The following is a 20,696-nucleotide window of genomic DNA, read 5'->3' on the forward strand; positions in this document are numbered from 1 at the left end:
CCCTCGGTTCAGTCGGTGTCGCGCGGGTCGAAGGAGTCGGTGTCGACGGTCAGCGGCGCGGGGAAGGCCCCGGCGACGTCGTCCCAGCGGGTGAACTTGAAGTTGGTGCCCTCGCGGTCGCCGTCCGCCGGGGCGGCCTCGCCGTCGTGGGTGACGAGCAGGCCCTTCGGGAAGGCGGTGCCGAGCGGCACGTTCACCACGGTGGAGCCGTCGGAGTGCTGCACCCCGTCGGTGGCGGGCCCGTCGGTGACGGCGAAGGAGCCGAGGTAGGCGTTGGCCCCCTCGCGGGCGTAGACGGCGAAGGCGTTGTCGCCCTGGCTGGAGGCGAGGACATAGCCGGTGCCGTCGTCGCCGTGGTAGACGGTGACGCCCTCGGCGTCGGCGCTCAGGTGCCGACCGCCGAAGCCGGGGTCGTGCGCGGTGTCGAGGACGCACTCCTCCTCGGCCTCGTCGTACGTCCACGGGGTGCCGTACTGGCGGACGCGGTCGAGGAGTTCGGGCCGCTCGAACTCCTCGTCGTCGATCTCGACGCGCCAGAGGCCGACGGCCTCCTGCGCGGCGTAGAGGACGTGCTCCTCCTGGTCGACGGCCATGCCCTCGACCTGCGGCAGCTCGCCGGGGTCGGCGCAGGGCCGCCAGGAGGTGCCGTTCGGCAGGGTGAAGGACCGGGGCAGGTCGAGGGTGTCCTCGGTGCGGTAGCCGACCCGGCCGCCGCGGTCCTCCAGCTCCAGGAGGCGCAGCCGGGTGCGCTCGCGCTGGGAGACGACGACGTAGGCGTCGTCTCCGTCGCGGTAGGCGGTGAGGCCGTAGGAGGTGGTCTGGTCGTCGACCTCGGCCTCGCTCGCGGCGAAGACGGGGGTGACGTCGGCGGCGGTGACGTCCCGCAGCGGGGCACGGCCGGCGGCGAGGGCGGCCGGGTCGATGGCGTAGGCGCGGATCCGGTCGCGGCCGCGGTCGCTGACGACGGCCAGGTCGGTCGGGCGGCCGTCCAGCTCGAAGCCGTAGACCAGGTCGACGTTGTTGAACCGTCCGGGGGCGGCGTCCTCGCCGGGGGCGGGCGGGGCGGCGATGTGCTGGATGCGGCGGCCGTCGAGCCCGTAGACGTCGAGGCCGCCCTCCTTGAGGGTGCCGATGACGAGGCTGCGGCCGGGCCGGGTGGGGTCGACCCAGACGGCGGGGTCGTCCGCGTCGGCGTTGCCGCCGGCCTCGTCGTCGTACACGACGGGCGTCTCGACGCGGGCGGTGACGGGGACGGGCTGGGGGGCGGCGGGGACCGCGGCCACGACGCTGAGGGCGGCGGCCAGGGCGGTCAGAGCGGAGGCGCTCACGATACTCCTCGGTAGCGATCTCGGACGGGCCGAGACGCTACGGAGGCGGAATGGAGCGGTCCTTGCGGACCCGTGAATTCCGGGCGGCCGTCTCGCACACGCGGATAGCCTCCCTGCCATGGGGAGCGACATCGAGGGCGCGATCGAGGTGCGGGGGCCGGACGGGCGCTGGACGGTCCGCGACTGGCTGCCGGAGTGCGCGACGGTGCGCGACCGGGAGGCGCGGGAGGTCCTGTGGGGGTACGGCGGCGGGCTCCAGGTGGACCGTCCGCTCTTCGACGCCCGGGGCCTCCCGGAGGGGGTCTCCGGGGACATCCCCGACGACGAGATCAACCACAGCCATTCGTACGCCACCTGGGCCGAGGTGGCGGCGGTCGACTGGGACGCGCCGCTGAACGACCGCCCCGACGGCAACCACCTCGCGGTGTGGGTGCCGGGTCCGGACGGCGAGCCGGTCTTCGACCACGTGCGGTGGGCGCCGATCGAGGTCCTCGACGCCTCGGAGGAGCTCTTCGGCGAGGACCTGTGGCCGTGGGAGTGGCCGCCCGGCGGCGAGGTCCGGTGGGAGGGGGCGGTCTACCGTCCGGTCCGGTACACGCCCCGGATGTTCGTCCCGCCGGACGGCGAGCGCTGGGGTCCGGTCTGGACGGTCATGCGCGATCTGGCGGCCGTCCACGGTGACGCGAACGTCCGCCTGATCGTCTGGTTCGGCTGAGCGCCGGGCTACTTGGCGAGCGCCCGGCTGATGACCATCCGCTGGATCTCGCTGGTGCCCTCGAAGATGGTGTAGATCGCGGCGTCGCGGTGCATGCGCTCGACCGGGTACTCGCGGGTGTAGCCGTTGCCGCCGAGGATCTGGATCGCCTGGGCCGTGACGGACTTGGCGACCTCGCTCGCGTACAGCTTCGACATGGAGCCCTCGGCGTTCGTGAAGGGCTTGCCGGCGGTGGCCATCCAGGAGGCGCGCCACACCAGCAGCCGGGCCGCGTCGATCTGGGTCGCCATGTCCGCGAGCTGGAAGGCGACGCCCTGGTTCTCGATGATCGGGCGGCCGAACTGCACGCGGGTCTTCGCGTAGTCGAGGGCGACCTCGTACGCGGCGCGGGCGGTGCCGACGGCCATGGCGCCGACCGCCGGGCGGGACGCCTCGAAGGTGGCCATGGCGGCGTTCTTGACCCGCTCGCCGCCGCCCGCCTTCGCCTTCTCGCGGGCTCGGGCGAGGCGCTCGTCGAGCTTGTCCTTGCCGCCGAGCAGGCAGGAGCCGGGGACGCGGACGTCCTCCAGGACGACCTCGGCGGTGTGCGAGGCGCGGATGCCGTGCTTCTGGAACTTCTGGCCCTGGGAGAGGCCGGGGGTGTTCGGCGGCACGATGAAGGAGGCGTGGCCCTTGGAGCCGAGCTCCGGGTCGACGACGGCGACGACGACGTGGACGTTGGCGATGCCGCCGTTGGTCGCCCAGGTCTTGGTGCCGTTGAGCACCCACTCGTCCTTGGCCTCGTCGTAGACGGCCCGGGTGCGCATGGCGGCGACGTCGGAGCCGGCGTCGGGCTCGGAGGAGCAGAAGGCGGCGACCTTCACGTCGTTCGCGTCGCCGTACATCTGCGGCACCCAGGTGCCGATCTGCTCCTCGGTGCCGTTGGCGAGGACGCCGACGGCGGCGAGGCCGGTGCCGACGATGGAGAGCGCGATGCCGGCGTCGCCCCAGAAGAGCTCCTCCATGGTCATCGGGACGCCGAGGCCGGTCGGGTCGAAGAACTGCTGGGCGTAAAAGTCGAGGGAGTAGATTCCCAGCTTGGCCGCCTCCTGGATGATGGGCCAGGGGGTCTCCTCACGCTCGTCCCACTCGGCGGCGGCCGGCCGCATGACGTCCGCGGCGAAGCCGTGAAGCCAGTCACGGACTTCCCTCTGGTCGTCGTTGAGCTCGAACGTGAACTCGCCCATGGTCCCTCCCAGCAGTACGTTACTTACGGTAACAGCAGTCTGTTACCGGCGGGTACGGCTGTCAACCTGCGGGTCCTCCCGAGCGAAGCGGATCGGGCGGTTCGGCACGGGGTGCCGGTCGGGTGTTACGTTGCGACAGCCTCAGGTCATCACACGGGCGGGGAGACACGCTTATGGACATCGCACACCGGACCACCGACCAGCAGAAGCCCGCCGAGCAGCGGCGGCGCGAACTGCTGGAGGCGGCGGACCGGGTGGTGCTCCGCGACGGCCCCAAGGCATCCATGAACGCGATCGCGGCCGAGGCCGGCATCACCAAGCCGATCCTCTACCGCCACTTCGGCGACAAGGGCGGCCTCTACCGCGCCCTCGCCACCCGCCACACCGACGCCCTCCTCGCCTCGCTGCGGGCCGCCCTCGACGCCCCCGCGGACCGGCGCCGCCGGGTCGAGGCCACCCTCGACACCTACCTCGCCTCCATCGAGGCGATGCCGCAGGTCTACCGCTTCCTCATGCACCCGGCCGAGGAGTCCCACCAGGCCGAGCAGGGCTTCGACGTCGGCCGCCACTCCGCCCCGCTGCTCCGCCGCATGGGCGAGGAACTGGGCCAGGTCATCGCCGAGCGCGTCGACCTCGGCCCGGCCGCCGAGGCGCAGGCCCGGATCTGGGGTCACGGCATCGTCGGCATGATGCACGCCGCCGGCGACTGGTGGCTGGGCGAGCGCCCCTGCTCCCGCGCCGAACTGGTCCGCTCCCTGGCGGACCTCCTCTGGGGCCGCCTGGCCGAGGCCGACGACCGCGCGGACGGCCCGGGCTTCTGACTTCCGGGGCCGGACCGGGCATCCGGACACCGGCCGGGGGTCGGATCGGGAGCGACCCCGGAGGGGGCCTGGGCGGGCGGTGGGGGGCCTGGCGATCGCGGGCGGCCGGGCTCGGAGCCGTACCGGGAGAACCTCGCTACGCCTCCAGGGCGGACGCGCCCTCGCCCCAGGGCTGCCTGCGGATGGTGCGGAGGAGACGTGATCTGCGCCACCCGGTGACGCGCTCCGCGTAGACGCGGCCCTCCAGGTGGTCCATCTCGTGCAGCAGGCAGCGGGCGAAGAAGCCGGTGCCCTCGACGCGGACCGGGGTGCCGTCGGTGCGGACGCCCTCCACCACCGCGCGGTCGAAGCGGGCCACCGGCGCCTCCAGGCCCGGCAGCGAGAGGCAGCCCTCCGGGCCGCGGTACTCGTCGCCGTCCGCCTCGACCAGCCGCGGGTTCACCACGTGCCCCAGGTGCCGCACGTCCTCGTCGTCCGGGCAGTCGTAGACGAACACCCGCAGCCCCACGCCCACCTGGTTCGCGGCGAGACCCACGCCGTGCGCCGCGTACATGGTGGCGAACATCGACTCGACGAGACCGTCGAGCTCGCGCCCGAACTCGGTGACGGGGGCACAGGGCGTGTGCAGCACGGGGTCGCCGAGCAGGGTCATCGTCCGGACGATGCCGGAGCTGCCTGGGATGGGGCGGTTTCGCATGCCCGTAAGCGTACGGTCCGCCCTGACCTCCTCATTTCATACGGTCGGCCCGGGTGCCGCGGTTCGGGCTCCTGGCCGGTACTCGATAGGCTGAGCCCCGACCGACGCAAGGAGGATCAAGGACGATGTCAGGACACCCCGGTAATCCAGAGCCGCTGTCGCCGCGCGCCAAGCTGGCCGTGACCGCGGGCAAGGCGGCCGCCGCGGTGTCGCGGGCGGCCGGCCGTGGCAGCGGATCGGTGATCGGCGGACGGGTCGCGCTCAAGCTCGACCCCGACCTGCTGGGACGGCTCGCGCAGCACCTGGACGTCGTCCTCGTGTCCGCCACCAACGGCAAGACCACCACGACCCGGCTGATCGCCGAGGCGCTCCGGGCCAGCGGCCCGGTGGTCTCCAACGCCCTCGGCGCCAACATGCCCGCGGGCATCACCTCCGCCCTCGCCGGCGGAGGCGACGCCCGGTACGGCGTGATCGAGGTCGACGAGAAGTACCTCGCCGGCGTCGCCCGCGACACCACCCCCAAGGCGATCGCGCTGCTCAACCTCTCCCGCGACCAGCTCGACCGCGCCGCCGAGACGCGGATGCTCGCCGAGAAGTGGCGCGAGGGCCTCAACGGCTCCAAGGCCGTCGTCATCGCCAACGCCGACGACCCGCTGATCGTGTGGGCCGCCTCCTCCTCCCCCAACGTGGTGTGGGTCGCGGTCGGCCAGGAGTGGAAGGACGACGCCTGGTCGTGCCCCTCCTGCGGCGGCGTCCTCCAGCGCCCCGGCGACGACTGGTTCTGCGGCGAGTGCGGCTTCCGCCGCCCCGCCCCGAGCTGGGCGCTCAGCGGCGACCACGTGCTCGACCCGCACGGCTCCGCCTGGCCGATCCGGCTCCAGCTGCCCGGCCGCGCCAACAAGGCGAACGCCGCCACCTCGGCCGCCGTCGCCGCCGTCTTCGGCGTCCCGCCGCAGGTCGCCCTGGAACGCATGTTCCAGGTGCAGGCCGTGGCCGGCCGCTACGACGTGGTCTCCTTCCAGGACCGGCAGCTGCGGCTGCTGCTCGCGAAGAACCCGGCCGGCTGGCTGGAGACCTTCTCCCTCATCGACCCGCCGCCGACGCCGGTCATCCTCTCGGTCAACGCGCGCGGCGCCGACGGCACCGACACCTCCTGGCTGTGGGACGTCGACTACGGCCGGCTCGCCGGCCACCCGATCATGGTGATCGGCGACCGCCGGCTCGACCTCGCGGTCCGCCTGGAGGTCGCGGGCGTGGACTTCCGCGTCTGCGACACGCTCGACGAGGCGGTCGCCATGGCCCCGCCCGGACAGATCGAGCTGATCGCCAACTACACCGCCTTCCAGGACGTACGCCGCCGTGTCGGCAACTGACCCCGCCCCGACTCGCAGAAGGAGTGGCAGCATGAGTGACAGCAGCCTGCGTGTGGTCTGGGTCTACCCCGACCTGCTCAGCACCTACGGCGACCAGGGCAACGTCCTCGTCGTCGAACGCCGCGCCCGCCAGCGCGGCCTGCACGTCGAGCGCGTCGACGTCCGCAGCGACCAGCCGGTCCCCACCTCCGGCGACATCTACCTGATCGGCGGCGGCGAGGACCGGCCGCAGCGACTCGCGGCCGAGCGGCTGCGCCGCGACGGCGGCCTCTCCCGGGCCGCCTCGAACGGCGCGATCATCTTCTCGGTCTGCGCCGGCTACCAGATCCTGGGCCACGAGTTCATCAACGACCTCGGGGCGCGCGAGCCGGGCCTCGGCCTGCTCGACGTGACCACGGTCCGGGGCGAGGGCGCCCGCTGCGTCGGCGACGTGCTCGCCGACATCGACCCGCACCTGGGCCTCCCCCAGCTGACCGGCTTCGAGAACCACCAGGGCGTCACCCACCTCGGCCCGACGGCCCGCCCCTTCGCGCGGACCGTCTTCGGCAACGGCAACGGCACCGGCGACGGCACCGAGGGCGCGTACAACGACACCGTCTTCGGCACCTACATGCACGGTCCCGTGATGGCCCGCAACCCGCAGATCGCGGACCTGCTGCTGAAGCTGGCCCTCGACGTCAACGCGCTGCCGCCGACCGACGACCGGTGGTACGAGGCGCTGCGCGCCGAGCGCATCGCGGCCGCCTCGCAGCCCGCCTGACGCACCATCAAGGGCGATAAGGGGCATTGCGGACCGCACTTCTGAGCGGCCTAGCGCACATTGGATTCGTAAGTAAATACGGTGTCCAATCTGCGGACATCCGGTTCGGCCCCGCCACCCGGCGACGATAGGGTGGCGGGGATCCAGCCGGACGACGTGGTCCGGGAGTCGGCCCACGTTGCAAAGGTTTTTGGGCTATGCGCATTGGTGTGCTCACCTCCGGCGGAGACTGCCCCGGTCTGAACGCCGTCATCCGTTCCGTCGTGCACCGGGCCGTCGTCGACCACGGTGACGAGGTCATCGGCTTCCACGACGGGTGGAAGGGCCTCCTGGAGTGCGACTACCGGAAGCTCGACCTCGACGCGGTCGGCGGCATCCTCGCCCGCGGCGGCACCATCCTCGGCTCCTCCCGCGTCCAGCCCGCCCACCTCGTCGACGGGGTCGAGCGGGCCAAGGGCCACGTGGCCGACCTCGGCCTCGACGCGATCATCCCGATCGGCGGCGAGGGCACCCTCAAGGCCGCCAACCTCCTCTCCGAGGCCGGTCTCCCCATCGTCGGCGTCCCGAAGACCATCGACAACGACATCGCCTCGACCGACGTCACCTTCGGCTTCGACACCGCCGTCACCGTCGCCACCGAGGCCCTCGACCGGCTGAAGACCACCGCCGAGTCCCACCAGCGCGTCCTCGTCGTCGAGGTCATGGGCCGTCACACCGGCTGGATAGCCCTCCACTCCGGCATGGCCGCCGGCGCCCACGCCGTCGTCGTCCCGGAGCGCCCCTTCGACATCGACGAGCTGACCTCCCGGGTCGGCGCCCGCTTCGAGGACGGCAAGCGGTTCGCCATCGTCGTGGTCGCCGAGGGCGCCAAGCCGCGCGAGGGCTCCTCCATGGACTTCAAGACCGCCGGCACCGACATCTACGGCCACGAGCGGTTCACCGGCGTCGCCAACCAGCTCTCCGTCGAGCTGGAGCGCCGGCTCGGCAAGGAGGCCCGCCCGGTCATCCTCGGCCACGTCCAGCGCGGCGGCACGCCCACCGCGTACGACCGCGTCCTCGCCACCCGCTTCGGCTGGCACGCGGTCGAGGCCGCGCACCGCGGCGAGTTCGGCATGCTGACCTCGCTGCGCGGCACCGACATCGTGATGGTGCCGCTGGCGCAGGCCGTGGAGACGCTGAAGACGGTCCCCGAGGACCGCTACGCCGAGGCCGAGTGCGTGCTCTGACGACGCGCGTACGTCACACCCGCCCCCGGTCGCGAGCGCGACCGGGGGCGGTTCTAGTCTGGTGCGGACAACAAGCGCGAAACGGGCTCGGCGCGCAATGGGCTCCAGGAGTAAGCGATGGATCACAGCGGGCACGGCATGACCACGGATCTGCCGCCGTTCACGCTGGGGCGGGGCCTGGAGTTCTCTCCCGACCTCTTCTTCCTGATCGGCTGCCTCACGGCGCTCGGTCTGTACGGGTGGGGGGTCGCCCGGCTGCGCAGGCGCGGTGACGCCTGGCCGGTCGCCCGGACCGTGCTGTTCACGGTCGGCGTGCTGAGCGTCGCCCTGGTGATGTGCACCAAGCTGAACGACTACGGCATGGTCATGTTCAGCGTGCACATGGTGCAGCACATGGTGATCTCCATGGTCTCGCCGATCCTGCTGCTGCTCGGCGCGCCGGTGACGCTGGCGCTGCGGGCCCTCCCGGTGGCCGGGCGCGGCTCGCTCGGCCCGCGCGAGCTGCTGCTGAAGCTGCTGCACAGCCGGTACATGCGGATCGTCACGCACCCCGCGTTCACCATCAGCATGTTCATCGCCAGCCTCTACGGCCTCTACTTCACCTCGCTCTTCGACACCCTGATGGCGTCGAAGCCCGGGCACATCGCGATGATGGTCCACTTCCTCGCGGTGGGCCTGGTCTTCTTCTGGCCGATCATGGGCGTCGACCCGGGCCCGCACCGCCCCGGGTACGTGATGCGGATGCTGGAGCTCTTCGCGGGCATGCCGTTCCACGCCTTCTTCGGCATCGCGATGATGATGGCGACCCAGCCGATGGTGGACGCGTACAAGAACCCGCCCGCCTCGCTCGGCATCGACGCGCTCGCCGACCAGAACGCCGCCGGCGGCATCGCCTGGGCGTTCAGCGAGATCCCTTCGGTGCTGGTGCTGATCGCGCTGGTCTACCAGTGGTACCACTCCGAGCAGCGGCAGGCGGTCCGCAAGGACCGGCAGGCCGACCGGGACGGCGACAAGGAGCTGGCGGAGTACAACGCGTACCTGGCCTCGCTCCAGGCGCGCCGCTGACCGCCTCGGCCGCTTGACCGCCTTTGACCGCTTGTCCGCCTCGGCCGCCTTCTCGGCCTTGGACGCCTCGGACGCCTCGGACGCGCCTTGAACGCCTTGGACGCCTTGGACGTGCCTTGAACGCCTTGAACGCCGCCGGCCCCCCGGGCCCGTCCGGGGAGTAGCGCGCGCCCCCCGCGGGGAGTCACCATGGGGGGAGGCTTCCCTGGCCCCGGTCGGGAGGAGGGCGGGCAGATGTCCGGTTCCACGAAGGCGATGACGATCGTCACCTGCGCCGTGCTGGTGCTGATCACCGCGTACACGGTGGCGCTCGGCAGCAGCGGCTGGCTCTGGTTCGGCTGGATCGTGCTCGGCGTGGCGACGATCGGGATGGCCGCGGCGGACAGCACCGAGACGCCGGTCACGCCCCGCGCACCACGGGCGGGCGGCGGCCCCGGGCCGTCCCCCCGCTGACCGGCTCACATGTGCCGGTTCGCGTAGTACTGCTCGACGAGGCGGATGAACGTCACGTCCTGCTCGTTCTGGCCCGCCTCGAAGTCCGGGGACTCGCGGACCTGGTCCTTGGTGCAGTTCACGTGCACCGTCTCGTTGTCCCTGTCCACGCGGTCGACGAGGCCGGCGGGCAGGACGACCTTGTGGCCGAGGATCCACGGCCCGGTGTCCACCACGAGGTAGGACCGGTCGACGTCCTCCGTGTGCCGGTCGACCTTGCCGATGCCGCCGTCGGTGGCCTCCACCGCGTACCCGATCAGGGTGTCGCCCGGCACGTGGCCGGAGGACTTCGGGTAGCCCCAGATGTCGGCGCCCATGGCGTGCCTCCTCTCCGGGAGTCTCGTCTCCTCCGTGCCTCGCGCCTACCCGGCCCGGTGCCGGTCATCCGCGGGTCGATGCGCCCGGCTCAGCGAGGGGCCAGGACGAACCAGACCTGTCCGCGGGCGAAGGCGAGCGGGCTGCCGTCGGGGGTGGTGAAGGCGGTGCCGCCGGCCGGGTCGGGGCGGGACCAGCGGGCCTCGTACGCCCGCCCGTCACGCAGCACGGTCGCCGTGCCGGAGCCGGTGGTCTCGGTGTACGGGGAGACGGCGCCGGTCACGTCGTGGAACTCGGACGGGCGGACGGTCACCCGCTGGACGACGACGGTGGCGGGGGCGAGCCGACCGGTGTCGGTGGCGGTCATCGCGCGGCCGTCGAGGGTCACGTGCCAGCCGCGGTCGGCCGCGGACCAGGTGAAGGTGTAGCGGGCGGCCGGGAAGCGGACGGTCTCCTCGGCGGCCGCGGTGCCGCCGGCGGGCGCGGCGCCGAAGCGCAGCCCGACGGGGGCCGCGTCGGAGGCGTCGGGGGCGGCGGCGAGGGCGCGCTCGGGGCGCAGATAGAGGTTGTGCGGGGCGGGGCGGTCCGGGGAGCGCCGGAACGCGCCGGGCGCGTTCGACTCGGTGACGAGGTCGAGGGAGGCGGCGTCCAGCAGCGGGTTCAGCTTGGTCTGGGCGCCGGAATAGGCGAGGGCGGGCCGGCCGAAGGGGCGCAGGAGGGAGATGTCGGACTCGCGGGCGCTGCGGACGGGGCCGACGCTGTCGGGGAGGCGGGAGGAGTAGACGGCGAGCAGGCGGGTGACGCCGCCTTCGACCTGCTCGACGTAGACGAGGTCGGCGGCGCCGAGCCCGGTCTGGGGGCGGGCCGCGGCCACGTTGTCCACCTTCACGGCGAGCACGGGGCCGATGCGGGCGGGCAGTCCCGTGAACGGCGAGACGCCGGCGGGGGCGGTGGTGGGCGCGCGCGTCGGCGTCGGTGGCGGGTCCGGCGGGCCCGAGCCGGAGCAGCCGTACAGACCGGCCGCGGTCACCACGCACAGCAGCGCGGTGAGCCCGCGCCCGGGACGCCGGGGTCCGCGCGCGCCTGGCATGTCGGCCTCCCGGTGGGTCGGGACACTCCTACCAGTGGACCACGGGCGGCCGGGGGGTTACAACGGGCGTGACGACGACGAACGGGGGTCCCGGTGTTCTACCGGCTGCTGAAGTACGTACTGCTCGGACCGCTGCTGAAACTGCTGTTCCGGCCGCGGGTCGAGGGGATCGAGCACATCCCGGAGGAGGGCGCGGCGATCGTCGCGGGCAACCATCTCTCCTTCTCCGACCACTTCCTGATGCCGGTGGTGCTCGACCGGCGGATCACCTTCCTGGCGAAGCAGGAGTACTTCACCGGGCCGGGGCTGAAGGGGCGGCTGACCGCCGCCTTCTTCCGGGCGGCCGGGCAGATCCCGGTGGACCGCTCGGGCAAGGAGGCGGGGCGGGCGGCGATCCGGGAGGGACTCGGGGTGCTCGCGAGGGACGAGCTGCTGGGGATCTACCCGGAGGGCACCCGCTCGCACGACGGGCGTCTGTACAAGGGCAAGGTCGGCGTCGCGGTGATGGCGCTGACGGCGGGCGTGAAGGTGGTGCCGTGCGCGATGGTCGGCACCTTCGAGATCCAGCCGCCCGGGCGGGTGGTGCCCCGGATCCGGCGGGTGACCATCCGGTTCGGGGAGCCGCTGGACTTCTCGCGCTTCGCGGGCTCGGCGGACGAGCGGGCGGTGGTGCGGGCGGTCACGGACGAGATCATGTACGCGATCATGCGGCTGTCGGGGCAGGAGTACGTGGACGAGTACGCGGCCGTGGTGAAGGCGGCCGGGGCCTGAACACGGCGGAGGGGCCGTCGGCCGGTGGCGACGGCCCCTCGTGCGTCCTCGTTCGTCAGCCCGTGAGGACGGCGACTGCTTCGGCTACAGCCACGGCTGCGGCTACGGCTGCGGAGTCGCGTGCGGCGCGCACGTCTGGTCCGTGGCGTCGAGCCTGCCGCTCAGCAGGTAGTCCTCGACCTTGGTGTTGAGGCAGGGGTTGGCCAGGTTCGTGATGCCGTGCGAGCCGGCGTCGCGCTCCGTGATCAGGCGCGAGTTCCTGAACCGCTTGTGCAGTTCCACAGCGCCCTCGTACGGGGTGGCGGCGTCGCGCTCGGCCTGGGTGATGAGCACGGGCGGCAGGCCCTTGCCCGTCTTGACCTGCACCGGGCGCTGGCTCGGCACCTTCCAGGTGGCGCAGGGCAGGTTCATCCAGGCGTTGGCCCAGGTCATGAACGGGTACTGCTCGTGGAGGCGGGAGTTGTCCCGGTCCCACTTCTTCCAGCTGGTCGGCCACGGGGCGTCCGCACACTCGACGGCCGTGTAGACCGCGTTGCCGTTCTCCGAGGCGATGTTGCCGGCGGTGTCGGTGAGGTCCGCGGCGGCGTTGTCGATCAGCGGCTGCGGGTCGCCGGCGGCGTACGCGCTCCACGCATCGGCGACCGGGGCCCACATGGAGTCGTAGTACGGGGCGTTCTGGAAGAAGCCGATGAGCTCGGCCGGTCCGACCTTGCCGCCGAGCGGCGCCTTCTTGGCGGCGGCGCGCAGGGAGTCCCACTGCTGCCGGACCTCGGCGAGGGTGGAGCCGAGGTGGTAGGTGGCGTCGTGCTGGGCGACCCAGGTCATCCAGTCGGTGAGCCGGCCCTCGAAGGCGATGTCCTGGCCGAGGTTGGCCTCGTACCAGATGGAGCGGGTCGACGGGTTGACGACGCTGTCCAGGACCATGCGGCGGACGTGCGTCGGGAAGAGGGTGCCGTAGACGGCGCCGAGGTAGGTGCCGTACGAGACGCCGACGAAGTTGAGCTTCCGCTCGCCGAGGGCGGCGCGGATGACGTCGAGGTCGCGCGCGGTGTTCGGCGTCGTCATGTACGGGAGCATGTCGCCGCTCTTCTCGGCGCAGCCCTCGGCGTACTCGGCGGCGAGCTTGCGCTGCGCCAGCTTGTCGGCCTCGCTGTCGGGGACCGGGTCGAGCTTGGGGCCCTTGACGAACTCGGTCGGGTCGACGCAGGAGATCGGGGCGGACTTGCCGACGCCGCGCGGGTCGAAGCCGACGAAGTCGTACGCCTTGGCGGTGTTCGCCCAGATCTTGTTCTTGGTGGTGACGCGGCGCGGGAAGCGCAGGCCGGAACCGCCGGGGCCGCCGGGGTTGTAGAGGAGCGCGCCCTGGCGCTCGGCCGGGGTGCCGGTGGCGGCGATCCGGTCGACGGCGAGCTTGATCTTCTTGCCGTACGGCTTCGCGTAGTCGACGGGCACGGTGACCCAGCCGCACTGGATCGGCTTCTCCAGGCCCCAGTCGGCCGGACAGTCCTGCCAGTCGATGCCGGTGTGGGCCGCCTGGGCCGCGGCGATGGCGACACCGGTCGCCTCGGCGTCGCGCCCGTGGCGCGCTCCGCTGTCGGCGCTCGCGGCCGGCGCGGCGAGCGCGCCCGCGACGAGCGTGCCGGCGATGAGCGTGCCGGCGGAGCCGAGCACTGCCGTGCGTCGTCTCACAGGTCCTCCCCCTGTAGGTGGTCGTCTGTTCGAGCGATCCTTTCGTCCGGGAGGCCGCGGCGTCAGTGCGAACACGCGTTTCTTTGCCGAACCCATAACCGGAGTGCGGAATCCGCTGAGCGGTGCACCCGGATCGGGGTCAGCCGGCGGCGAGTTCGGCGAGCGCGGTGTCGAGGATCCTGCGCAGGGCGAGCGCGTCGGGCGCGACCGCGGTGACGAGGACGGCCGTGCCTGCCAGCGGGGTGAGGGCGGCGTGCTCCCCGAGCGGGCGGGCCGGCGGCGGCGCGTCCGCGTACGCCGGGTCGACGACCAGGAGTTGGCCGGTGGCCCGGTGACCGGCGAGGACGGCGCCGCCGTCCCAGCCGCCGGCGGCGCCGGGGCCGTACGCGAGCTCCTGGTCGAGCAGCGGACGGCCGCCGCGGCGGACGGTGAGCCGGGAGACGAGGGTGCCGGGCGGTTCGCCGTGGCGGCCGAGGACCTGCTCCTCGCGCAGGACCAGCCGCGCGGTGGGCGCCAGGTCGACGCCGGTGCGCACGCGGAGGTCGGAGCGGTGGGCGCTGACGAGCTGTTCGGGCAGCCAGTGCAGGACGGCGTCCGCGCCGACCCGGAGCCGGAGTTCGTACCGGGCGGGGTCAGGGGCGCGGCCGGGCAGGGCGAGTGTGGCGGCGGCCGAGTCGACCCGGAGCCGGGCCCCGTCCCGTACCTCGGTCTCGATCGCCAGCCGGTCACCGCCGAGCGGGGCGCTCATCGCGCCGACGACCGTCACCCGCGACCAGCCGGGGTCCGCGGCGCGGGTGCGCCGCAGGGCGAGCGGCCCGTCGCTCTCCAGGACCGGCAGCGAACCGCCGGCCCCGGCGGCGATCCGGGCGGTGGCGCGCAGGCTCATCCGGTGGGCACCTGCACAGTCGTCCACGCCGCGAGCCGTTCCCGCACCCAGTCGGCGACCGGGCCGACGCCCTCCGCCGAGCGGAGCGAGGTGAAGACGACGGGCAGGTCGCCGCGCTGCTCCGCCGCGTCGCGGGCCATCCGGCCGAGGTCGGAGCCGACGTACGGGGCGAGGTCGGTCTTGTTGACGACGAGGAGGTCGGCGGTGGTGACGCCGGGGCCGCCCTTGCGGGGGATGTCGTCGCCGCCGGCGACGTCGATGACGAAGATCTGCGCGTCGACGAGGCCCTTGGAGAAGGTGGCGGTGAGGTTGTCGCCGCCGGACTCGACGAGGATCAGGTCGAGCGGGCCGACGGTGTCCTCCAGTTCCTCGACGGCTTCGAGGTTGGCGGAGATGTCGTCGCGGATGGCGGTGTGCGGGCAGGCCCCGGTCTCGACCGCCTGGATGCGCTCCGGCGGCAGCACGGCCTCGCGGAGCAGGAACTCGGCGTCCTCGCGGGTGTAGATGTCGTTGGTGACGACGGCGAGCGAGAGGGTGTCGCGGAGGTCGCGGCAGAGCGCGGCGACGGTGGCGGTCTTGCCGGAGCCGACCGGTCCGCCGAGACCGACGCGCAGCGCGCGCCGGGTGCCGTCGGGTCGGTGGGCGTCGGCGGAGACGGCGCCGTGGTGGGTGTGGTCGTGGTCGAGGTGCATGGGTGCTCCCGGGTTACGAGGCGAAGAGGCGGACGGGCCAGGCCGCGTGCTGTTCGGCGGTGATGTCGAGGAGCGGCGCGGAGGCGGCGGGCAGCGCGTCGATCCCTTCGCGGGCGGCGGCGGTGGCCCGCCGCGCGACCTCGTCCATCGCGGGTGCGAGCCGGGCGAGGACGCCGGTCGCCTGATAGGGGTCGAGGCCGAGGAGGCGTACGGTCGCGGTCGCGGGGCCGCCGACCGTCTCGTACGCGGCGCAGTGCGCGGCGTCCTCGGGGCCGAGTCCCGCCGCCCGGGCCGTGACGCCGAGGACGACGGGCTGGTGCGCGCCGCGCGGGAAGGCGGCGGCGAGCGCGTCGAGTTCGGGGTGCGGCCAGGCGGCGCGGGCGGCCCGCATCAACTGGCGGCCGAGCCGCCGGGCGGCGGTGCGCAGCGCGGGCGAGGGGGTGCGGGCGTCGGCGGCGGCGTCGAGCTCGTGCGGGTCGAGCCCGAGGGCCGCCGCGGCGGCGAGGCCCGCCGCGGTGAGCCCGACGGTGTGCAGACGCCCAAGGCAGAACGCTTCGAGCCCGGCGGCGTCGCGGATGCGCCCGGCCTTCACCGCGGCCTCGGCGCCGCCGGAGTGGGCGTGCCCGCCGGCGGGGAAGCGCCCGTCGGCGAGCACCAGGAGTGCGGAGCGGGAAGCGGTCATCAGAAGAGGAAGTAGCGCTGTGCCATGGGCAGTTCCACAGCGGGGGCGGGTTCGACCGCTTCGCCGTCGATGGTGACGGTGAAGGTGTCGGCGTCGACCTCGACGCGCGGCAGGGCGTCGTTCTCCCGCATGTCCGCCTTGGTGAGGCGGCGGGTGGAGCGGATCGGGGTGAACTCCTTGGCCAGGCCGAGCCGCTGGGGCAGGTCGTCCTCGATCGCCGCCTCGGCGGTGAAGTTGACGGAGCCGGCGGCCGCCGCCCGGCCGAGGGCGCCGAACATGGGGCGCGGCAGCACCGGTTGGGGCGTGGGGATCGAGGCGTTGGCGTCGCCCATCTGCGCGTAGGCGATCTGGCCGCCCTTGAGGACGGCGAGCGGCTTCACCCCGAAGAAGGCGGGCTCCCACAGGACGAGGTCGGCGAGCTTGCCGGGTTCGACGGAGCCGATGAGGTGGTCCATGCCTTGGGCGACGGCCGGGTTGATCGTGTACTTGGCGACGTAGCGGCGCACCCGCCGGTTGTCGGCGCGGCTGTCCCCCGGCAGCGTGCCGCGCCGCTTCTTCATGACGTGGGCGGTCTGCCAGGTCCGCAGGATCACCTCGCCGATCCGGCCCATGGCCTGGGAGTCGGAGGAGATGATCGAGATGGCGCCGAGGTCGTGGAGGACGTCCTCGGCGGCGATCGTGGACGGCCGGATCCGGGATTCGGCGAAGGCGAGGTCCTCGGGGACGGCGGGGTTGAGGTGGTGGCAGACCATCAGCATGTCGAGGTGTTCCTCGACGGTGTTGACGGTGTGCGGCCGGGTCGGGTTGGTCGAGCTGGGCAGCACGTACGGCTCGGAGACCACGGTGATGATGTCGGGCGCGTGCCCGCCGCCCGCGCCCTCGGTGTGATACGCGTGGATGGTCCGGCCCGCGACGGCGGCGAGGGTGTCGCCGACGAACCCGGCCTCGTTGAGGGTGTCGGTGTGGATGGCGAGCTGGGCGCCGGTCTCCTCGCAGACGCCGAGGCAGGCGTCGATGACGGCGGGGGTGGCCCCCCAGTCCTCGTGGATCTTGAAGCCGAGGGCGCCGCCGCGCAGCTGGGAGTGCATCGCCTCGCGGGACATGGTGGTGCCCTTGCCGAGGAGGCCGATGTTGACGGGGAAGGTGTCGAGGGCCTCGAACATCCGGGCGGTGTGCCAGGGGCCGGGGGTGACGGTGGTGGCCTTGGTGCCTTCGGCGGGCCCGGTGCCGCCGCCGACCAGGGTGGTGACGCCGGTGGCGAGCGCCTGCTCGACGACGGTCGGCGAGATGAAGTGGACGTGGGCGTCGACGGCGCCCGCGGTGACGATCCGCCCGTTGCCGACGACGACCTCGGTCTCGGGGCCGATGACGAGCTCGGGGTGGACGCCGTCCATGGTGTCGGGGTTGCCGGCCTTGCCGAGGGCGGTGATCCGGCCGTCGCGGATGCCGATGTCCGCTTTGACGATCCCCCAGTGGTCGATGACCACCGCACCGGTGATCACCGTGTCGGGGGCGCCTTCGGCGCGGGTGGTACGGGCCTGGCCCATCGACTCGCGGATGACCTTGCCGCCACCGAAGACGGCTTCCTCGCCGGCCCGGCCGGGGCCGCCGGAGCGGTCCTCCTCGATCTCCACCAGCAGGTCGGTGTCGGCGAGCCGGATCCGGTCGCCGGTGGTGGGGCCGAAGAGGTCGGCGTACACGGCGCGGTGGAGGTCAGGCACGGGGGGCTCCGTTCGGCGTCACGGGCTGCGGGGCGGCGGGACGGGACCCGGAGCCAGGGGCGCCGGACGCGTCCGGCGGGTCGAGGGGGCCGGCGGTCTCGCCGCGCAGCCCCGGGACGATCCGGCGGCCGGCGATCGGCACGAGTTCGACCTCGACGGGGATGCCGGGCTCGAAGCGGACGGCGGTCCCGGCGGCGATGTGCAGCCGCAGCCCGTGGGCGGCGGCGCGGTCGAAGTCGAGACCGGGGTTGACCTCGGCGAAGTGGTAGTGGGAGCCGACCTGGACGGGCCGGTCGGCGGCGTTCAGGACGGTGAGGCGGGTGACGGGGCGGCCCTCGTTGAGGGGCACGGGCCCGACCGCGTACAGGATCTCTCCGGGGATCATCGGCTCAGGCCCCCGTCAGACGATCGGATCGTGGACGGTGACGAGCTTGGTGCCGTCCGGGAAGGTGGCCTCGACCTGGACGTCGTGGATCATCTCGGGGATGCCGTCCATGACGTCGTCGCGGGAGAGCACCTTGCGGCCGGAGGCCATGAGTTCGGCGACGGTGCGCCCGTCCCTGGCACCCTCCAGGATGTGGGCGGTGATCAGGGCGACGGCCTCGGGGTGGTTGAGCTTCACCCCGCGGGCGCGCCGCCTCTCCGCCACGTCGGCGGCCACGTGGATGAGCAGGCGTTCCTGCTCGTGCGGGCTCAGTTGCACTCTTCCACCTCACAGTCGTCCACCGGGCCGCACCCGGACAGCTGCGGACCCTACCGACCGTCAACACTCTGTTGAACAGCGGAGATGCGGTGGACGGCCGGACATTGCACGTTAGGGCGGAAGTTTTTCCGGCGCGTTAACTCCGGCTTTGCGATTCCATGATCACCGGGTCGGCGGCGTGGCGGCGGTCACGTCCATCGACATGAGCCCGCGCAGCCCCTCCCTCAGGACGTCGATCTCGACGTCCCCGAAGAGCGCCTGCTGGGCGATGAAGCCCTGGACGGTGGCGATGAGGGTACGGGCCATGTCGGCGGAGGAGACGTCGGCGGGGACGAGGCCGTTGGCGCGGTACGCGTCGACGAGCCCCGTCCAGATCTCCCGCATGCCGCCGAAGCCCTGGGCGAGGGTCTTCGCCAGGTTCTCGTCCCGGAGGGTCTCCGCCCAGACCTGGATGATCAGGCGCGCGAACGCCTGCCGCTCCGCGCCGGCGATCCCCCCGTCCAGCACGATCGTCAGCACCCGGGCGATCAGCACGTCGGGCAGGAGCGGCGGGCTCACCTCGGTGGCCTCCGTGAACGCACCGCGGATGCGGACGAAGGTCTCGTCGGCGATGGCCGCGATCAGTTCGTCCTTGCTCCGGAAGTAGCGGTAGACCGCACCGGCGGAGAGACCGGCCTCGGCGAGCACGTCCTGCATGGAGGTCGCGTGGAAGCCGTTGCGGGCGAAGCAGCGGGCAGCGCCGTCGAGGATCTGGCGGCGACGGGCGTCGAGGTGTTCCTGGGAGACACGGGCCATGCCCCGAAACTAAAACGAATATTCATTCTTGACAACCGCGCCACCCGGGCGGAGAGTGTGGAGCAGATAAAACGAACGATCCTTCTCTTTGGGATCCGGTCGGCACCGCCCAGGGTCGGCCTGCCCCCGCCCGGCTCCGCTCCTCTCCTACCCGACCTGTGAATCGAGGCCGTCATGTCCGCCGCCACCGCCCCCACCGCGGGGCGCAAGACCCTCGCGGTACTCCTGCTCGTCCCCGCGCTCGCCGCCCTCGTCCTGTGGACCTTCGCCTGGCCCGCCGCCCGCATCGCCCCGCGCGACCTGCCCGTCGGCGTGGCCGGCCCGGCCGCGGCGGCGGACGGCTTCGCCCGCGAACTCGGACGTCACGAGGGGGCCTTCGAGGTCCACCGGTACGAGGACGCCGCCGCCGCGCGCTCCGCCGTCGAGAACCGGGAGGTCTACGGCGCGGTGGTCGTCACCCCCGCGGGCCCGGAACTGCTGACCGCCTCCGCCGGCAGCCCGGTCGTCGCCGGCCTGCTGCGCGAGGCCGTCACGGGCCGGGCGGCCGCCGAGGGCAGGACGGTCCCGGTCACCGACGTCGTCGCGCTGCCCTCGGGCGACCCGCGCGGCGCCGTGCTCGGCGCCAGCCTGCTGCCGCTCGCGATCGCGGGCGCCGCCACCGGTGCGGCCACCGTGCTCCTCGGCCTGCGCGGCGCCCGCGGCGCCGCGACCCTCGTCGGCGCCTCGGTGCTCGCGGGACTCACCGGCGCGGCGCTCGCGCACGGCTGGCTCGGCGCGCTGACCGGGAACGTCTGGGCGGAGGCCGGCGTGCTGTCGCTGACCGTGCTGGCGATCGGCGCGACCTTCGCGGGCCTCGCCACCGCGCTCGGCAGGCCCGGCTTCGGACTCGCCGCCGTGCTCACCATCCTCGCAGGCAACGCCTTCTCGGGCATGAGCAGCGCGCCGGAACTGCTGCCGTCCGGGATCGGTCTGCTCGGCCAGTGGCTGCCGCCGGGCGCGGGCGGCACGGCGCTCCGCTCCGTCGCCTACTTCGACGGCGCCGCCGCCGGCGGACCGCTGCTGGTCCTCTCCCTCTGGTCGGCCGCGGGCCTGGCGGCGCTGGCCTTCGGCGGCCGGCGGCGGACCGCGCCGGCTCCCGTACCGGCCCCGGCTCCGGTACCGACGGCGGCGGGCTGACCGCCCGCCGCACCGAGACGGCCGCGTGCCCCCGACGTAGCGGACGGGGGTACGCGGCCTCGGCGTATGCGGCCTGCTTCTCCGCGGCTTCCTCGCGGGCGGCTTCCTTGTATACGGAGGAGGGGCGCGGGCTCGGAGACCCCCTGGGCCCGGAGGTCAGCGCGCGCCGGGCTCGCGGTGGTGGGCGGCGATGCCGAAGCGGCGCTGTTCACCGGTGGCGGAACCGAGACCGCCCGCGATCCCCGTACCGGAGACCGAACTGATCACCGGGCCGTCGGCCGGCTCCGGCGCCTCCGCCTCCAGCTTCTCCAGTCGTTCCAGGTCAGCGGCGGAGACCAGGGCGACGAGCGGCTTCCCGTGGCGGGTCACGACCACGCGCTCGCCGCCGTACACCACGCGGTTGATGAGGTCGGCGAGCTCCGCCCGCGCTTGCGTCACCGGGATCTCGTAGGTCATGCTCCTCATCTTACGGC

23 protein-coding genes are annotated in these 20,696 nt (G+C 73.2%); 9 read left to right on the forward strand and 14 right to left on the reverse strand.

Annotation, left to right across the window (positions count from 1 at the left end; genetic code table 11):
• Positions 1-8 precede the first annotated feature (8 nt).
• Complete coding sequence (locus IF73_RS0112470; RefSeq protein WP_031006722.1) at positions 9-1,328, reverse strand: phytase; 1,320 nt, start codon at positions 1,326-1,328, stop codon at positions 9-11.
• Positions 1,329-1,446: 118 nt separating this feature from the next.
• Between IF73_RS0112470 and IF73_RS0112475 the strand changes: the two genes are divergently transcribed.
• A complete protein-coding gene (locus IF73_RS0112475; RefSeq protein ID WP_031006724.1) occupies positions 1,447-2,043 on the forward strand; it encodes a hypothetical protein in 597 nt (198 codons plus the stop codon).
• Between the two features lie 8 nt (positions 2,044-2,051).
• Here the strand turns inward: IF73_RS0112475 and IF73_RS0112480 are convergent, their stop codons facing one another.
• A complete protein-coding gene (locus tag IF73_RS0112480; protein ID WP_031006726.1) occupies positions 2,052-3,269 on the reverse strand; it encodes an acyl-CoA dehydrogenase family protein in 1,218 nt (405 codons plus the stop codon).
• 173 nt (positions 3,270-3,442) lie between these two features.
• On the opposite strand from IF73_RS0112480, the gene IF73_RS0112485 reads away from it, so the two are divergent.
• Positions 3,443-4,090, forward strand: a complete 648-nt coding sequence (locus IF73_RS0112485) for a TetR family transcriptional regulator (protein WP_031006728.1) — start codon at positions 3,443-3,445, stop codon at positions 4,088-4,090.
• Positions 4,091-4,226: 136 nt separating this feature from the next.
• Here the strand turns inward: IF73_RS0112485 and def are convergent, their stop codons facing one another.
• On the reverse strand, positions 4,227-4,787 hold the full coding sequence (gene def, locus IF73_RS0112490) for a peptide deformylase (protein WP_031006730.1): 561 nt from the start codon (positions 4,785-4,787) through the stop codon (positions 4,227-4,229).
• Between the two features lie 125 nt (positions 4,788-4,912).
• On the opposite strand from def, the gene IF73_RS0112495 reads away from it, so the two are divergent.
• The 5 genes from IF73_RS0112495 to IF73_RS37615 all read left to right on the forward strand — a co-directional run bounded on the left by IF73_RS0112495 (position 4,913) and on the right by IF73_RS37615 (position 9,664).
• On the forward strand, positions 4,913-6,160 hold the full coding sequence (locus tag IF73_RS0112495; protein ID WP_031006733.1) for a Mur ligase family protein: 1,248 nt from the start codon (positions 4,913-4,915) through the stop codon (positions 6,158-6,160).
• Between the two features lie 31 nt (positions 6,161-6,191).
• Positions 6,192-6,920, forward strand: a complete 729-nt coding sequence (locus tag IF73_RS0112500) for a type 1 glutamine amidotransferase (protein WP_031006735.1) — start codon at positions 6,192-6,194, stop codon at positions 6,918-6,920.
• A 197-nt stretch (positions 6,921-7,117) separates the two neighbouring features.
• The gene (locus IF73_RS0112505) at positions 7,118-8,146 is read left to right on the forward strand and encodes a 6-phosphofructokinase (protein ID WP_031006738.1); all 1,029 of its coding nucleotides are present in this window, start codon (positions 7,118-7,120) and stop codon (positions 8,144-8,146) included.
• A 117-nt stretch (positions 8,147-8,263) separates the two neighbouring features.
• Positions 8,264-9,211, forward strand: a complete 948-nt coding sequence (locus IF73_RS0112510; protein ID WP_031006740.1) for a cytochrome c oxidase assembly protein — start codon at positions 8,264-8,266, stop codon at positions 9,209-9,211.
• 234 nt (positions 9,212-9,445) lie between these two features.
• On the forward strand, positions 9,446-9,664 hold the full coding sequence (locus IF73_RS37615; protein WP_037879027.1) for a hypothetical protein: 219 nt from the start codon (positions 9,446-9,448) through the stop codon (positions 9,662-9,664).
• A gap of 5 nt (positions 9,665-9,669) precedes the next feature.
• Here IF73_RS37615 and IF73_RS0112520 read toward each other — a convergent pair whose 3' ends face one another.
• Entirely contained in the window at positions 9,670-10,020 is a 351-nt protein-coding gene (locus IF73_RS0112520; RefSeq protein WP_031006742.1) for a hypothetical protein, read from the reverse strand.
• An 89-nt stretch (positions 10,021-10,109) separates the two neighbouring features.
• Positions 10,110-11,108, reverse strand: a complete 999-nt coding sequence (locus IF73_RS0112525) for a DUF3048 domain-containing protein (protein WP_031006745.1) — start codon at positions 11,106-11,108, stop codon at positions 10,110-10,112.
• A gap of 93 nt (positions 11,109-11,201) precedes the next feature.
• On the opposite strand from IF73_RS0112525, the gene IF73_RS0112530 reads away from it, so the two are divergent.
• Positions 11,202-11,879 (forward strand): lysophospholipid acyltransferase family protein, encoded by a 678-nt coding sequence (locus IF73_RS0112530; RefSeq protein ID WP_031006747.1) that lies wholly within the window; start codon positions 11,202-11,204, stop codon positions 11,877-11,879.
• Positions 11,880-11,981: 102 nt separating this feature from the next.
• Here IF73_RS0112530 and IF73_RS0112535 read toward each other — a convergent pair whose 3' ends face one another.
• The 8 genes from IF73_RS0112535 to IF73_RS0112570 all read right to left on the reverse strand — a co-directional run bounded on the left by IF73_RS0112535 (position 11,982) and on the right by IF73_RS0112570 (position 19,047).
• Positions 11,982-13,568, reverse strand: coding sequence for an alpha/beta hydrolase (locus tag IF73_RS0112535; protein WP_037879030.1), 1,587 nt, complete (start codon positions 13,566-13,568; stop codon positions 11,982-11,984).
• Positions 13,569-13,707: 139 nt separating this feature from the next.
• Positions 13,708-14,454: an urease accessory protein UreD gene (locus IF73_RS0112540; RefSeq protein ID WP_031006752.1), complete on the reverse strand. Its 747-nt coding sequence runs from the start codon at positions 14,452-14,454 to the stop codon at positions 13,708-13,710.
• Positions 14,451-15,146 carry an urease accessory protein UreG gene (ureG, locus tag IF73_RS0112545; protein ID WP_031006754.1) on the reverse strand — a complete coding sequence of 232 codons (696 nt, stop codon included), beginning with the start codon at positions 15,144-15,146 and terminating at the stop codon, positions 14,451-14,453. Before ureG ends, IF73_RS0112540 begins: the two co-directional genes overlap by 4 nt.
• 13 nt (positions 15,147-15,159) lie before the next feature.
• Entirely contained in the window at positions 15,160-15,828 is a 669-nt protein-coding gene (locus tag IF73_RS0112550; RefSeq protein ID WP_031006757.1) for an urease accessory protein UreF, read from the reverse strand.
• A complete protein-coding gene (locus IF73_RS0112555) occupies positions 15,828-17,549 on the reverse strand; it encodes an urease subunit alpha (RefSeq protein ID WP_031006759.1) in 1,722 nt (573 codons plus the stop codon). Before IF73_RS0112555 ends, IF73_RS0112550 begins: the two co-directional genes overlap by 1 nt.
• A complete protein-coding gene (locus IF73_RS0112560; RefSeq protein WP_078868037.1) occupies positions 17,542-17,934 on the reverse strand; it encodes an urease subunit beta in 393 nt (130 codons plus the stop codon). Before IF73_RS0112560 ends, IF73_RS0112555 begins: the two co-directional genes overlap by 8 nt.
• A gap of 15 nt (positions 17,935-17,949) precedes the next feature.
• Positions 17,950-18,252: an urease subunit gamma gene (locus IF73_RS0112565; RefSeq protein ID WP_031006762.1), complete on the reverse strand. Its 303-nt coding sequence runs from the start codon at positions 18,250-18,252 to the stop codon at positions 17,950-17,952.
• A 162-nt stretch (positions 18,253-18,414) separates the two neighbouring features.
• Complete coding sequence (locus IF73_RS0112570) at positions 18,415-19,047, reverse strand: TetR/AcrR family transcriptional regulator (protein WP_031006765.1); 633 nt, start codon at positions 19,045-19,047, stop codon at positions 18,415-18,417.
• Positions 19,048-19,221: 174 nt separating this feature from the next.
• Here IF73_RS0112570 and IF73_RS0112575 point away from each other — a divergent pair, with 174 nt between their 5' ends.
• Positions 19,222-20,223 (forward strand): hypothetical protein, encoded by a 1,002-nt coding sequence (locus IF73_RS0112575; RefSeq protein ID WP_031006767.1) that lies wholly within the window; start codon positions 19,222-19,224, stop codon positions 20,221-20,223.
• 156 nt (positions 20,224-20,379) lie between these two features.
• Here IF73_RS0112575 and IF73_RS0112580 read toward each other — a convergent pair whose 3' ends face one another.
• The gene (locus tag IF73_RS0112580) at positions 20,380-20,679 is read right to left on the reverse strand and encodes a type II toxin-antitoxin system Phd/YefM family antitoxin (protein WP_031006770.1); all 300 of its coding nucleotides are present in this window, start codon (positions 20,677-20,679) and stop codon (positions 20,380-20,382) included.
• Between the last annotated feature and the right edge of the window lie 17 nt (positions 20,680-20,696).

The organism is Streptomyces sp. NRRL F-5727 (assembly GCF_000719555.1).
In the GTDB taxonomy this organism is placed as follows: domain Bacteria; phylum Actinomycetota; class Actinomycetes; order Streptomycetales; family Streptomycetaceae; genus Streptomyces.

What these genes read in the sequence shown, in the direction of transcription:
- IF73_RS0112480 (WP_031006726.1), bottom strand. Translation starts at nt 3,269, where the DNA reads ATGGGCGAGTTCACGTTCGAGCTCAACGACGACCAGAGGGAAGTCCGT.
- IF73_RS37615 (WP_037879027.1), top strand. Translation starts at nt 9,446, where the DNA reads ATGTCCGGTTCCACGAAGGCGATGACGATCGTCACCTGCGCCGTGCTG.
- IF73_RS0112570 (WP_031006765.1), bottom strand. Translation starts at nt 19,047, where the DNA reads ATGGCCCGTGTCTCCCAGGAACACCTCGACGCCCGTCGCCGCCAGATC.
- IF73_RS0112485 (WP_031006728.1), top strand. Translation starts at nt 3,443, where the DNA reads ATGGACATCGCACACCGGACCACCGACCAGCAGAAGCCCGCCGAGCAG.
- IF73_RS0112495 (WP_031006733.1), top strand. Translation starts at nt 4,913, where the DNA reads ATGTCAGGACACCCCGGTAATCCAGAGCCGCTGTCGCCGCGCGCCAAG.
- IF73_RS0112510 (WP_031006740.1), top strand. Translation starts at nt 8,264, where the DNA reads ATGGATCACAGCGGGCACGGCATGACCACGGATCTGCCGCCGTTCACG.
- IF73_RS0112520 (WP_031006742.1), bottom strand. Translation starts at nt 10,020, where the DNA reads ATGGGCGCCGACATCTGGGGCTACCCGAAGTCCTCCGGCCACGTGCCG.
- IF73_RS0112560 (WP_078868037.1), bottom strand. Translation starts at nt 17,934, where the DNA reads ATGATCCCCGGAGAGATCCTGTACGCGGTCGGGCCCGTGCCCCTCAAC.
- def (WP_031006730.1), bottom strand. Translation starts at nt 4,787, where the DNA reads ATGCGAAACCGCCCCATCCCAGGCAGCTCCGGCATCGTCCGGACGATG.
- IF73_RS0112580 (WP_031006770.1), bottom strand. Translation starts at nt 20,679, where the DNA reads ATGACCTACGAGATCCCGGTGACGCAAGCGCGGGCGGAGCTCGCCGAC.
- IF73_RS0112505 (WP_031006738.1), top strand. Translation starts at nt 7,118, where the DNA reads ATGCGCATTGGTGTGCTCACCTCCGGCGGAGACTGCCCCGGTCTGAAC.
- IF73_RS0112575 (WP_031006767.1), top strand. Translation starts at nt 19,222, where the DNA reads ATGTCCGCCGCCACCGCCCCCACCGCGGGGCGCAAGACCCTCGCGGTA.
- ureG (WP_031006754.1), bottom strand. Translation starts at nt 15,146, where the DNA reads ATGCACCTCGACCACGACCACACCCACCACGGCGCCGTCTCCGCCGAC.
- IF73_RS0112540 (WP_031006752.1), bottom strand. Translation starts at nt 14,454, where the DNA reads ATGAGCCTGCGCGCCACCGCCCGGATCGCCGCCGGGGCCGGCGGTTCG.
- IF73_RS0112525 (WP_031006745.1), bottom strand. Translation starts at nt 11,108, where the DNA reads ATGCCAGGCGCGCGCGGACCCCGGCGTCCCGGGCGCGGGCTCACCGCG.
- IF73_RS0112550 (WP_031006757.1), bottom strand. Translation starts at nt 15,828, where the DNA reads ATGACCGCTTCCCGCTCCGCACTCCTGGTGCTCGCCGACGGGCGCTTC.
- IF73_RS0112475 (WP_031006724.1), top strand. Translation starts at nt 1,447, where the DNA reads ATGGGGAGCGACATCGAGGGCGCGATCGAGGTGCGGGGGCCGGACGGG.
- IF73_RS0112500 (WP_031006735.1), top strand. Translation starts at nt 6,192, where the DNA reads ATGAGTGACAGCAGCCTGCGTGTGGTCTGGGTCTACCCCGACCTGCTC.